The 12521-nt window shown below is 57.5% G+C and carries 16 protein-coding genes; 10 read left to right on the top strand and 6 right to left on the bottom strand.

What is annotated here, in order from left to right; translation table 11 throughout:
• Positions 1-2: 2 nt before the first annotated feature.
• The 6 genes from P1X16_RS29050 to P1X16_RS29025 all read right to left on the bottom strand — a co-directional run bounded on the left by P1X16_RS29050 (position 3) and on the right by P1X16_RS29025 (position 2933).
• Positions 3-497 carry a GNAT family N-acetyltransferase gene (locus tag P1X16_RS29050; RefSeq protein ID WP_089334425.1) on the bottom strand — a complete coding sequence of 165 codons (495 nt, stop codon included), beginning with the start codon at positions 495-497 and terminating at the stop codon, positions 3-5.
• A gap of 27 nt (positions 498-524) precedes the next feature.
• On the bottom strand, positions 525-968 hold the full coding sequence (locus tag P1X16_RS29045; RefSeq protein WP_089334426.1) for a DMT family transporter: 444 nt from the start codon (positions 966-968) through the stop codon (positions 525-527).
• Positions 969-1004: 36 nt separating this feature from the next.
• On the bottom strand, positions 1005-1778 hold the full coding sequence (locus P1X16_RS29040) for a metallophosphoesterase family protein (protein WP_089334427.1): 774 nt from the start codon (positions 1776-1778) through the stop codon (positions 1005-1007).
• Positions 1779-1847: 69 nt separating this feature from the next.
• Positions 1848-2306, bottom strand: a complete 459-nt coding sequence (locus tag P1X16_RS29035; protein ID WP_089334428.1) for a DUF6428 family protein — start codon at positions 2304-2306, stop codon at positions 1848-1850.
• Positions 2307-2332: 26 nt separating this feature from the next.
• Positions 2333-2683 carry a metalloregulator ArsR/SmtB family transcription factor gene (locus P1X16_RS29030; protein WP_089334429.1) on the bottom strand — a complete coding sequence of 117 codons (351 nt, stop codon included), beginning with the start codon at positions 2681-2683 and terminating at the stop codon, positions 2333-2335.
• Positions 2670-2933, bottom strand: a complete 264-nt coding sequence (locus P1X16_RS29025; protein ID WP_143437259.1) for a hypothetical protein — start codon at positions 2931-2933, stop codon at positions 2670-2672. The genes P1X16_RS29030 and P1X16_RS29025 overlap by 14 nt, the downstream gene beginning before the upstream one ends.
• Before the next feature lie 343 nt (positions 2934-3276).
• On the opposite strand from P1X16_RS29025, the gene P1X16_RS29020 reads away from it, so the two are divergent.
• From P1X16_RS29020 to qatC, 10 genes are all read left to right on the top strand, one after another.
• Positions 3277-4179: a zincin-like metallopeptidase domain-containing protein gene (locus tag P1X16_RS29020; protein ID WP_089334431.1), complete on the top strand. Its 903-nt coding sequence runs from the start codon at positions 3277-3279 to the stop codon at positions 4177-4179.
• A 326-nt stretch (positions 4180-4505) separates the two neighbouring features.
• On the top strand, positions 4506-4922 hold the full coding sequence (locus P1X16_RS29015; RefSeq protein ID WP_089334432.1) for a hypothetical protein: 417 nt from the start codon (positions 4506-4508) through the stop codon (positions 4920-4922).
• A gap of 191 nt (positions 4923-5113) precedes the next feature.
• The gene (locus P1X16_RS29010; protein WP_089334433.1) at positions 5114-5401 is read left to right on the top strand and encodes a hypothetical protein; all 288 of its coding nucleotides are present in this window, start codon (positions 5114-5116) and stop codon (positions 5399-5401) included.
• Between the two features lie 28 nt (positions 5402-5429).
• A complete protein-coding gene (locus P1X16_RS29005; RefSeq protein ID WP_089334434.1) occupies positions 5430-5738 on the top strand; it encodes a hypothetical protein in 309 nt (102 codons plus the stop codon).
• Between the two features lie 51 nt (positions 5739-5789).
• Positions 5790-6353: a hypothetical protein gene (locus P1X16_RS29000; RefSeq protein ID WP_089334435.1), complete on the top strand. Its 564-nt coding sequence runs from the start codon at positions 5790-5792 to the stop codon at positions 6351-6353.
• Positions 6354-6408: 55 nt separating this feature from the next.
• On the top strand, positions 6409-7095 hold the full coding sequence (locus P1X16_RS28995) for a hypothetical protein (protein ID WP_089334436.1): 687 nt from the start codon (positions 6409-6411) through the stop codon (positions 7093-7095).
• Positions 7096-7412: 317 nt separating this feature from the next.
• The gene (locus P1X16_RS28990; protein WP_089334437.1) at positions 7413-7682 is read left to right on the top strand and encodes a hypothetical protein; all 270 of its coding nucleotides are present in this window, start codon (positions 7413-7415) and stop codon (positions 7680-7682) included.
• A gap of 620 nt (positions 7683-8302) precedes the next feature.
• Positions 8303-10207: a Qat anti-phage system ATPase QatA gene (gene qatA, locus P1X16_RS28985; RefSeq protein WP_089334439.1), complete on the top strand. Its 1905-nt coding sequence runs from the start codon at positions 8303-8305 to the stop codon at positions 10205-10207.
• A 3-nt stretch (positions 10208-10210) separates the two neighbouring features.
• The gene (qatB, locus tag P1X16_RS28980) at positions 10211-11113 is read left to right on the top strand and encodes a Qat anti-phage system associated protein QatB (RefSeq protein WP_089334440.1); all 903 of its coding nucleotides are present in this window, start codon (positions 10211-10213) and stop codon (positions 11111-11113) included.
• Between the two features lie 8 nt (positions 11114-11121).
• The gene (qatC, locus tag P1X16_RS28975; protein WP_089334441.1) at positions 11122-12519 is read left to right on the top strand and encodes a Qat anti-phage system QueC-like protein QatC; all 1398 of its coding nucleotides are present in this window, start codon (positions 11122-11124) and stop codon (positions 12517-12519) included.
• Positions 12520-12521 lie beyond the last annotated feature (2 nt).

Here is a 12521-nt window from a genome sequence, read left to right as displayed (position 1 = left end):
GATTAGGTAATGCCGACCGAGGGGCTACGGCGCTCCATCTGCACCGTATTGCGCCACACGCCGTGGTGCTGGCCGATGCGTTCCCGGTGCCCGATAACCCGGAATCCCGCTTGCGTATGCAGGCCAATACTGGCCGTGTTTTCCTCGAAGGTGCCCGCTTGCAGCGTCCAGATACCGTTGGTTTCGGATGCTTGAATGAGGGCGTGAAGCAGTAGCCGCCCCACGCCTTGCCCGCGCGCTTCAGCGGCCACGTAAATGCTGAGTTCGGCCACGCCCCCGTACACGCAACGGCTCGATACGGGCGAAAGCGCCGCCCAACCCAGCACCGTACCGGCTTCATCCAGGACGACCAAGCGGCTATGGGGTAAGTGGGCTTTGTCCCATGCTTCCCAAGTGGGTGCCTGCGTTTCAAAGGTGGCGTTGCCCGTGGCAATGCCTTGCTCGTAGATGTCGCGTACGGCGGGCCAATGCGTAGCTAGTAGAGGTAGTAGGTTCATCACAGCGAAAAGCCGAAGCAGAAAGGGTTATTTACGATGGAGCAGGTACGCCCCCGCCGCTAGCAGCAACACCCCGGCCAGCTTGCTAAGCGAAAAGCTGTGACGAGGTAGGCTCATCAGCCCGAAATGGTCATACAGCACCGCCGTGAGCAGTTGCCCGGTGACCACTAGGGCGAAGAGGCTGGCTGCACCGACGCGAGGCAGCGAAAAAACAATGGCCGCGATGTAGACCATGCCGAGTGCGCCCCCGGTCCATTCATACCATTTCACCCCGCTCACGTCGGCTAGGGTAGGCAACGGGGACTGCATGGCTAGCAGCACCAGCGCTGCGGTTATGCTCCCGACTACGTAGGAGGCGAGCACGGCCCACATCACGCTGTGCAGCCCACTGCGTAACTGACTGTTGACCGCGGATTGGGTGGTCAGGGCAGCGCCCGCCAATACCAGCACGAGCAGGGGAAGGTATTTCATGGACGGAGGAAAAGGCAACGCGGTCCGTGTGGATGACTAGTAGGCCTTGCGGAGCATGTCGGCGTACTCATTCGGTAAGGGCGACGCTTCCACCGCCTGCGCGGCGTGCTCCACGTCGTAAGCCACCCGCACGAACTCCGAGCGGAGGCTGCTAGCGTCCGTGCGGGTCGTGCTCTGGTCAAGGTGCAGCAGCAGGTAGGCGGCGCGTGGGTCGCCATCCTTGGGCTTGCCCACCGAGCCGATATTGAGCGCGTGCCGGTAACGGGTTTCGCCTTCGTGCTCGTAAGGAATCGCCCGATGGTAGGGCTTATGGGTGTGGCCAAAGAGCAAAATATCCGCCCCTGCCCCTTCCAGCAGGCGCAAAAAGCTGCCTTCGGGAAAGTCCTCGAACAAGTACTGGTTAATGCGGCGCGGCGAGCCGTGGACCATGAGCAGGCTGAGCGTACAGGGTTCGTCCTGAAAGTCCAGGCGCATGTGCTTGGGCAACAGACGCAGATAACGCCGCTCGTCGTCGCCCACTACGGAGTTGGTATAGGCGATGCTTTGCGCGCCCAGGCTCTTGTCGGTGTCTGTCTGGTAGGCACAGCCACAATCGGAGCTGGCCAGGCCAATGCCCTGGTCGTAGTTGCCCGCCAGCGTCGGAATACCCCGCCGCCGCACTTCGTTTACTACCTCGTTAGGCCAAGGGGCATAGCCTACTAGGTCACCCAGGCAGAAAATCATGTCCGGGCGGCGCTGGTCCAAGTCGGCCAGCACGGCTTGCAGTGCGGGGAGGTTGCCGTGTACGTCGGAGAAAAAGGCAATTGTCATCGGAAAGAGAAGAAGGGAAAGTTGGAAAGCAAAACGGCGCAACCCCAGGGGCCGCGCCGTTACCAGAATTTAGCAGCACCCGCCGCCCGGTGTGCAGGCCGCTACTTGCAGTTGGGGCAGCGCAAATTGAGCATTCGGGATACCACAGGCTTCTTGCGCCAAGCAAGCGGTTTGCTTTTGCGTCAGCACAAAGTCTTGACCGTCGAAGGAGAGGCCGAACTTGCCAATAGTTTGCTGCTGGTATTCCACCTCAATGTCCAAATCCTCGTGGCCGAGGATTTTTTCGGATAGCGTCAGAATGTGCAGGAATTTTTGCGGGGCCAGCCGATGGTCATAGTCGCCCGCTTCCCACAGTTGGAAGTTGGCCACGGTTTCGCGGCGCTCGACCCCGCCGCAGTCGATGAAGTGCTTGCTTACCAATCCTACTTCGGTGACGTGGAAGTGAGCCGGGAGGTAGGTGCCATCGGGCAGGCGGAAATTGATAGCTTCCAGTCCGCGCAGGGACTGCTTCAGTTCAGAGATTTTCATGGCAGTGAGGAAGTGAAGGATGGAAATTAGCAGGCGCAGGCATCGGCTGGCCCGCAGGCAGTCGTGGAAGTGGCCTCGATAAAGAAGGCCGTAAATTGTTGGTAGACTTGCTGTAGTAGGGGCGTGTTAAGGCAGTAGCAGACGGTTACCCCCTCGATTTCGCCGCGAATCAGGTCCAGTGCCTTTAACTCTTGCAGGTGCTGAAAGACGGTCGTGCGCGAGAGCGGCAGCTCGGCGGCAATGTCGCCAGAGATGCAGGTTTGCTTGCTGGCCAGCAATTGGATGATGGCGACTCGGGCAGGATGGGATAGGGCTTTGGCTACGCGGGCGAGCTGCTGCTGCTCGTCGGTAAAGGCCGCCGTTTTAGCGTAGGTCATTAGAGGAAGTGGAGAGAGTGTCAGTAGAAGCCGTGGCGGCTAGCAATTGGGCAAAGAGCTTTTCTGCACGCTGATAAGCGCGCTGCTCAGCATCCCGTAGCCGCTGCTCGTCGCCACCACCGGGTAGGCCATTGTACCCCCCTTGCGTTTGTAGGCGCAAACTTTCCAAGACGAGGCATTCGGTGCGTAGCACTCGTTCAAGTACTAGGTGTAGTACTGGATGGACGGAAGAAGGTGAGGTAGAGGCCATACACAAGTAGAACAAAGTAGATGTCGCAAACATACGACATAATGTGACGTATGTTTGCGACATAAGGAAATTATTATTGTACAGAGCAATATAAGCTTGGCGGTAATTTCTATTGCTACTCTAGGTTGCCCTGGCTTAGTGAGCACAAACGCCCCGAGAATGACTTATAAAATCTATCCTTTCGGGACCGACTGAGCAGGAAAGAGAACAAAAGGGAAAAATCACATGATGTGCCATAAAAGATGCAGAAAATACATAAATAATGTTGTAAAAAATGCAACATTAAAACGATTATTTGCGTTTAAATAGTATAAGCAACAAGCAAATAAACAGCCTCTTAGCCATGAAAAACGCTGCCACCTTCGCCCCCCGCACGGATGTTTACGATGTGATAACTAATCGTATTATTGTTGCCCTCGAAAACGGCGTGACCCCTTGGAAAGTTAGTTGGAATGCTGCCCACGGCGCACCACGTAACTATAAAAGCAAGCACGTTTACCAAGGCATCAACGCCTTTCTACTAGGGATGCAGCCCTACGAGCAGCCGTATTACCTGACCTTTAATCAGGCCCGCGAGTTGGGCGGTTGCGTTCGGAAGGGCGAGAAGGGGATGCCAGTAGTTTTCTATAAGACCGGCAAGAAGGAGGACGCGCAGGGCAAGGAGAAGAAGGTAGCCATCTTGCAGTATAGCACCGTCTTTAATATTGCGCAGATTGACGGGGTAGAGTGGAAGTTGCCCGAGCTGCCCAGCCGGGAACATACGCCACTAGAAGCTGCTGAGCAGATACTAGCAGGCTACGTGGGCGGCCCGCGCATCGTGTACGCCGGGAGTGAACCCCACTACCGGACCAGTACCGACACCGTGACCGTGCCCGAGGCCAGCGACTTTCACACGGCCGAGGATTTTTACCTGACCCTGTTTCACGAGTTGGCCCACAGCACTGGCCACAGCAAACGCCTAGACCGGGCCACGCTGACAGAAAAGGCCGCTTTCGGAAGCGAAACCTACGCCAAAGAGGAATTGGTAGCCGAGCTAGCCGCCGCCTTTCTAGGCAACGCAGCGGGCCTTGACTTAGCTACCACCACGGCCGGAAGCGCCAGCTACGTTGCAAGCTGGTTGCAGGCCCTACGTAATGATAAGCGCCTGATTATTTCCGCCGCCAGCCAAGGCCAGAAGGCCGCTAACCTGATTCGGGGGATTGTGCCCAGCTACGAAGCCGGAGAAGCGGAGATACCAGCCGAGTAGGGGAGAGGCCAGCGGTCCGGCCGGAGAAGTCCGGCCGGACCCGGAGCCGCGACAAGAGGAAAAGTGCAATTGCAATAAGGCAGGTTGAGGTGCCAGATAGCAGAACTGCTTTGCAATTGTAAAAAGGTAATTCTCACTTATTGCGGTAGCGTTCTCACCTATTGTGGAAAGAGAACAAAAGGGGAAAAACCACCTTTCGTGCCGAAAAAATATGCAAAAAATACATAAATAAAGGTGTAAAAAATGCAACATTATGCTAGTTAATACGTTTAATAAGTATAAGCAACGCACATAGAAACAGGCTCTTAGCCCTCACGCCTACTGCCATGAAAAGCACCAACCTATACCGCCCCGCTCGTCGTATTCCCGCCGCCCGCTTGGAACGCCTCAGAGCCAGCAATGTCGCCAAGCGTGAGGCCCGCGAAGCTGCCTATCAAGCTGCCGAGCAGGCCCGCCAGCAGCAGCTGACCCCAGCGGCCGAGTGGGAGCCAGCCCCGAGCCTCAAAGCCTTGCCCGGTGGGCTGCATTGGTCGAATCAGGCTCCGGTGCCCGCTATTGGAACTACTGTCACCATCAACCGGGACGGACACCCCGAGCAGGCCAAAGTTGCCGCCTATTGCCACGCCGCAGGCTTTTTGGGACTGGTTACAGAAACCACCCACCACGCCAAGACCGCCAGCCGCAAGAAGCGCAGCCCCCGCGCAAATTGTGTATTCGGTAGTCAGTTGGCCCTTGCCGCATAGGGCCAGCAGCGCCCCTTGCCCAGCAGGGAAAAACCACCTTTTATAAGTCAGGAACCAGCGGGAAAAAGCGGCCTCATTATGACCAAAAAGATGCAAAAAATACATAAATAAAGTTGTAGTTTTTACAACAATAAGCAGGGCAAATACGTTTAGATAGTATAAGCAACGCACACAAAAACAGCCCTTTAGCCATGTCTGACTTTGCCGACTTCCGCACCCAAGCCCGCGCTGCATTTCCCGACCTGAACGTTTCGGTGATGATGTACGACAAGGAAACGGCCACCGGCAGCGGCTTGATATACTACCGGCTGAAAGCGGCCGGAATGAAAATCGGTGCAGCCAGCTTGACCGCCGAGGCCACCAGCCCGGCCGAAGCCATAGCTAGCATGATTCGGCAAGTAGCGCAGGCCCGCCGCGCTACTCGCGCCGCCGCCGATGCAGCGATGCTTGCCCGCAGCCAGCGCCCCGCTTACGCTTAGCCTTTCCCTACCTCTTTCCTTTTTCGCCATGAGCCACGCCACCCGCCTACTGACCCCTGACCAAGCCATAGCCATAGCGCAGGAGAACATTCAAGCCAACCACCATATCACCATCACCGCCTGCTTAGGGCAGGTCGATGTACCGAGCTGCTTTGCGCAGGTCGGCGGGGGAGGGGTAACCAGCAAAGACGGACTGCATTACTCGCAGTGGAGCAATGAGAAGGGAGAGCTGCTAATCATGTTTGCGGGCTTAGGGCTATTCACTTATCAACTCGATTACGACAGGATGCCCGCAGGCTTGCGCCAGTGGCACACGCAGCAGGACGACAACGAGTAGGGCCACCGGCCCCCAGCAGCTAACTACTTTCTTCTCCCTTGAATATTCGCCATGAAAAAGACCCCAGCCCCGACCCCAAAACAGCCCGAAATCAGCCCGCTAGATTGGGTAGGCGACCCGGAGAAATGCCCGAAGTACGTAGGCTTTCCAACCCGGAACGGGCTACCGCCAGTCCTTATTTGGTCGGGCGAGGGACAGGTGCCCGCTATTGGTGCCCGAGTTCATATCTACATGAACAGCTTCGGCCCGGCCGTGGTGAAGGCTTACTTCCACGCTGACGGCTATTTGGGGGTGCTTTGTGCTCCCGAGGTGCTACCCGATTGGTTCCAGCGCCAAAGCCCCGGCGTGACGCTGGTTCACATCTTCGGCCGCGAGTTGGAGCCCTACGGCCCCAAGCCGACCCCCGCCACCGCAGCGGCCCCTGCGCCAGATAAAGAACACCCGTTGGCCGAGTGGGCGGCTGCCATCGACCAGGCGCACGAGGCCAACGACAACAAGCCGGCGATAAACGACCCCGGCGACTGGATACCGGACTACCCCGAAACCGCTAACCCGGACGACAACCAGGACAGCGAGGACTACCCCGAGCACCCGCAGGACGAGCAGCGCGACTAGCCAGCGCCCCCAGCGGCCCAGCCCTTTTTTCCCTTTTGTTCTTTAGCCCCTTGCTATGTTACCCAACCTTCAAGCCATTGAAACCCTAGCGGGCCGCATCACGATTGGTGCCACCGTTCGTAGCACTCGCTACGCCACGGTACAGGGAGCCGTGACCGCCATTTTTTGGAGTGGCTACTTTTACAGCATTGAGGTTGCCGGCCAGCACTCCGACAACGCCGCGAACTACGAGCTGCTTTCAGCGCCGCAGTACCCCGGCTTCAACTATGTAAATCCCAACGCCCAGCAGGTATTAAGCGGTAAGTTTGAAATCATCGTACCGGGCGAGGGAGATAGAATCTACTTCGCGGACACCGCGCAGCAGGCTATTTCATTAGTGGCTGCAACGATTGGCCTACGCGACCAGGAGGCCGAGGTAGCTTATCTGATTCAGCGGGCCGCAGCCGGGCCAGTCAACGAGCTACGTTGGCGCGGGCAAGCAGTGGGCAGCATAGTTGGCCAGCTTGCCTACGTGAGCCACGGCCAGGAGCGCCCCGCCCCCCTCTATCCGGTTGGTACGAAAGTTCGGTTTTATACTGGCCATGAGGCATACACGGTCAGCGGAATAGCCTTGTACAAAGACCGGCTGAATTACGGGCACACGAAGTGGCATTACTTCTACCAGGAGGCCCGCAGCACTCACCACCCCATGAGTGAGGCGCATACCAGCTCAGTAGCCGAAGTTGATTCTGTTGCCGCCTAGTGCTTCTTATGGCAACCCACAGTGAAGAAGTCCGGCGCATACTGTTGTGCGGCCCCCTGCTTTCCAAGCTTCACGAAATCAACGGTTATACTGAGGGAAACGAGCTTATCATTTCCTTACAGGACACCGAGGCTGACCGGGGATTTAAGCGGCCTAAGCCCCCACGCTAATACGCGCCACCTACGCGGAGTGGCAGGCTGAATTTGCCCTTACTCCTAAGCTCCGCGAAAAGCTACTGCCTACGCTCAACCGAGTAGCCCCCCAGCTTGCCGCCTAGTCATTTCTAGCCTTTCCCTAGCCTTTATAGCTCTTTCTCCATGCCATACCCCAGCCAAACCGAGATAGACGCACAAGCCGCCGCCGCAGGCTTTACAGTGGGCGCTTACGTCCACATGAGCACCCGCGACTATACAGTGGCCGCACCTATCCGGGAGTTTTCGTTTTCAGATGGTGAGGTAGTAGCCGTATGGATGAACGGCGCTTGTCGAACCCCGCTGAGCGAGTTACGCCTGAGCACTGGCCACCGCACCCGGCAGCAGTTTCCGGCCGGTTATGAGTTCTTTCTTAAGGTATTGTTAAACAAATAGGGTAAAACCTCCGACTCAGTTCGCGTTCAATGGGTTTTGCCTGCTGGTGGATTTCACCAAATCGCACCGGTGCCAGCAGGCTAACTCGGAGAGGTTCGCGCAGGTCCTGAAGAATATCCCACTCGGCCACGTGAGCAATGCCGATTAACTTTTGTACCGAACTTTTAACCAAGGCCCACTTTGTGCCAACTGCATTAATTTCAACCCCTATTAGGTTTGGTACGCCGCCATCAGAGCAGTCGCTTAGGAAAAAATCGGCGCATGATTTCCCATACCATATCCTGCTCGGCGCTGTTGCATGTCAGGGATGAGGTATCAAATTCGATTTGCAATTCATTAACTACTAATTTGCTACCGCGAAATAGGATATTACCGTGTTGTACAAATGGCATATTCCGCTTAGGCATATGCATCCTGACACGCCAAACCTGCTGACCCGCGTGTAGAACGGCAAACTGCTCCAGTAACTGCCGCTTCTGCTCGGATGTAACCAGCCGTGCGACGTTATAAATGGACTTTCCACGGGTATTTATCGTCAAGCAATCGGTTAGCGTGAGCATGAGTAAATTTCAAGAGTCGCGATTTTTTGTAATATCGAACAGTAATCAGAGTTTTCCGCGATGTGGAATGATAAAGAAACAAACGTTGACCTGTTAGGACACCAACGTATAGCGCAGACTATCGTGGAAATACTACGAGAGGAAGAACTACGACCGCTTACTATCGGCATACATGGCAGTTGGGGGGCGGGTAAAACTTCTATTCTGTCACTCATCGAGGCGGAGTTAAAGGACGATCCAACAACGCTGTGCCTGACGTTCAACGGGTGGCTTTACCAAGGTTACGACGATACCAAGTCGGCCCTGATGGAAGCCGTGGTGCACGCCTTGCTGAGCCAACGCTCGGTGGGAGCCTCGGCCGTGGCGATGGGCAAGCGCCTCTTCAAGCGCATCAACTGGCTGAAAGCCGCCAAGGTAGCGGGCAGCCTAGCCATGACGGCTGCTTCGGGAATGTCGCCGGCAGCCCTTTTTGGCTTGCCTGGCCTGCTTGCCAGCGCCAAAGACGTGTTTGGCGAGAAGGAAGCTAAACCAACCGGGCCGACCGTTAACGTAACGGTAGAGGCGGAAGAAGAAGAATGGCTGAAACCGGAGCAGGCGACCGTGCCTGCGCAAATACAGGCTTTCCGCGACGAGTTGCAAGCCCTTATCAAGGAAGCCGGCGTAGAGCGCCTAGTCGTGCTGGTGGACGACCTTGACCGGTGCCTGCCCACTTCAGTCATTGACATTCTGGAAGCGGTCAAGCTATTTCTGTTCGTTGAGGGCTCGGCCTTCATCCTGGCCACGGACGAGCAGATGATTGAGTATGCCGTGCGCCGACACTTTCCCGATTTACCGGTGTCGCAGGCCGAGTACACGAAGCACTACCTGGAAAAGCTCATTCAGATTCCGATTCGCGTTCCTTCGCTTAACGCGCTCCAAACGCAGAACTACATCCGATTTTTGCTGTTGCAAAACCACTTGCAGCACGACAAAGCCCGATTGGCCCAAATCTGTACGGCCTTTGAACAGGCCCGCGAAACTCCCTACGACAACAAAGAGCTGACCTACGCCTTTATCACCGAACAGCTTGGCGGCTCTAACCAGGACTTGCGCAACATTCTCAATGTAGCGGAGCAGTTGGGTAGCACCCTAGCCAAGGAACTGCGCGGTAATCCACGCAACGTCAAGCGGTTTTTGAACACCTTATTCCTGCGCCAGCGTGTTGCACGTATCTACGGCCTGGAAGGAAAGGTACAGCTCGACGCGCTGGCTAAGCTCATGCTGCTGGAGCGCTTCCATGCCGAGCAATACGAAGCGGTGGTCGCCGACGTGACAGCGGCCCCGGACGGGCGGTCAGCTACGGTACAGCAACTGGAAGCCACTGAGCCCGAGCCTGTGTCGGACGTTAAGCCGAAGGCAAAAGCGAAGCCCGTTACGCCGGCTTCTACGGCCACGGCAGCTGAGGAAGAACTACGGCATTGGGCGCAGTTTGCGCCCCCCCTGGCAGAAGTGGACTTGCGGCCGTACATTTTCATTTCCCGCGAGCGAGTCCTGAGCTTTCAGCCGGGTGAGGAGATTCCGCCGGCGCTGCTGCCGCTCTATCAGGCGCTGCTAACCGGCGTGCGCCTGCAATTTGTAAAGCACGAGGCGGATGCGAAAGCGCTTACCCCGAGCCAGGCCCGGCTGCTGTTCGAGCAACTTCAGCGGGAAGCCGTGACAACCGGAGACTGGCAGACGGTGCCCAAGGCGGTGGATGGATTGGTATACTTGGTGCAGCAGCAACCATCGCTGGAAGTACCCCTTATAACCATGATGAACAGCGTAGCCGCGAAGGACTTAGGGGTGTGGGTCGGTACCAAGTTCGGCTTTTTCACGACGCTGGACGGAAAAGCGGCCCGCCATACCTTTCTGGTGAATCTACAGCAAGACCCGCAGGTGAACGGGACCTTGAAGAGCCTTCTTTCTCAAACGCAACCCATAGCCTAATTCGTGGGAACCTCTGCTAACCGCCGCGGCCCAAAGCCGTCCATTCCCCTGATTCCCGACTGGATTGAGCCCCTTCCTCCCGAAGAGGACCCGGCAAGTGAGCCGATTAACCCAGAGCAGGTACCGTTCGAGCTAGAAGAAGAACCATCCCTGGTAGACGACCCAGCGGACTCAGCCGAGCCCGCTAACCCGACCCAACCAGCCGGCGAGGAGGTAGCAGAGCCTGCGGTGCCGCTGCCCGCCAACCGCTTCAACACCAGCCAGCGGGGCTTTCAAAAGGCCGTTAAAACCAATGACTTTTCCGGCCTGCGACGCACGGTAAAGAATTACGTGGCGCAGGGCCTGGGCGGGGCACGCACGGGGGCACGGCGTCTCAGTCGCTCGGGCCGCGCTGTGGCCTCCTTTGGGGCAGTACTGGGCGACATTCGCCAGCAAGGGTTGGCGGCTACCCTAACCCGGTTGAACCTGGGCCAATTAGTGGGTCAGCCCGTGGTGACCGTGCTTTCGGCCTTGATGGGTCACGTGTGCGGAGTTTCCGCGCTGCTCGATGATGCCATCACCCGCGAGGCCTATGCCGATACCATTACGCGCGTAGTGGCGGACATGCCTAACCTGGACTTGGAGCACCTGACGGAAGCGCAAGCAGGCGAGATGATGGCCGTGTTCTTGGAGCAGAGCATCGTGCTGCGGCTCATCTGCGACATTGGCCGCTCGCAAACCGTGGCAACGGCTGACCCCGACCGTTCGCTGCGCGTGCAGCAAGAGCTGTATCAGATAGTCAATGGCATGGTACACAGCACCATCTTGCCCGAACTGACCCGGTCAATGGCTGACCCGTCTACTTTAAACCGGGAAATTCAACGCATTTATTCCGTTGCCCTGAACGCCATCCTCAAAGCTAACTAGCGTATCCTATGCCTACCAGTGGAATTGAACTACGCATTGGGGAAGCCGACCCGGGGGCCGGCGCCGACCGCACGCAGTTTGCCAATTTCTATACCTTCGATGTGCAGCGTCCCGGTTCCGGCCAGCCGGCCATCAGCCTGAGCGAATTGCTGGTGGCGTTGCGGCGGGTCAGGCTACAGCCCTCCCCCCTGTGCCTGGACTGGCTGGCAGTGGCCTGCGCGGCCTACGCCGCCGATACGACAGTCGACCGCTACACCAACTCGGATGACGGGTGGACGCGCCAGTTTGAACTGTTCGTGCCGGTGAGCGACGTAGCCCAGTGGGAGGCGCAGGCCGAACTGTTGGCTACAACCCTCAACTTTCTGACCGGCGACCTGTGGAAGCTGACCTTTCGGCCGAGTACGGCCGCTATTGTCGTGGCGCGGCGCAGCATGCAGCCGGTTACGTATCAGACCAATACCGTGTGCTTATTTTCGGGGGGAATGGACAGCTTTTTGGGAGCCATGAAGCTTTTAGACTCCGGGGTTCAGCCCCTGTTGGTCGGGCACGCGAAGAGCAGTGACGTTTCTGATTTTCGGAACCAAGCGGCCGAAGCTCTGCGTGCCCACTACCCCTCCCTACACCTGGAGCTGATCAAGGCCTTCGTACGGGTGCAAAAGCCCCCGCGCACCTACGAAGCGGTAATGGGCGAGAGTACCGAGCGCGGCCGCTCGTTTCTGTTTTTAGCCCTGGGGGCGGCCTGTGCCTCCGCCTTGCCCGGAACGGCCCAGAAAAATTTATGGATTCCGGAAAACGGCTTTATTACCTTGAATTTGCCGCTCTCACCCCTACGGATGGGGGCTTACAGTACCCGCACTACGCACCCCTACTATCTGAAGCTGGTGCAGCAGCTGATGGATAACCTGGGACTCAACACGACGGTGCACAACCCGTTTGAATTTTTCACAAAAGGCGAGATGCTGGCTAACTGCTCTGACCCGGCCTTCGCCGCGAGCGTCAATACCATGTCGTGCAGCCGGCCCGCCACGCGAAATGCCCGGTTAGAGGGCGCAGGAACTCGGCACTGCGGCCGCTGCGTACCCTGCATCATCCGGCGCGCGGCCCTGCACCAGGCAGGCATCCGCGATGACAACGCGCTGCTGCCGGCTGACCGTCGGTATCGCACAGATATCTACCGCGACATCCTGCACGCCTCCACAGCTAAAGCAACTAATAAAGCCGCCAAGGGCGAGAACGTAATGGCTCTCCGGTACATGCTGGCCCGTACGCAAGCCGACCCGCAGTACCTGGCAGCGGCCATCCAATTGACGGGGCCGCTCGCGGACCCGCAGCAATCGCTTGCCGTGTACCAGCGTGGCCTGGCAGAAGTGGCGGCCATTCTGCACCGAGTACGGGTAGTGGAGTAGCT

The sequence above is a fragment of the Hymenobacter sp. YC55 genome (assembly GCF_029433095.1).
GTDB lineage: Bacteria > Bacteroidota > Bacteroidia > Cytophagales > Hymenobacteraceae > Hymenobacter.
Note: the sequence above shows the minus strand (reverse complement) of the source record. Positions and strands in the feature narration are given on the sequence as shown.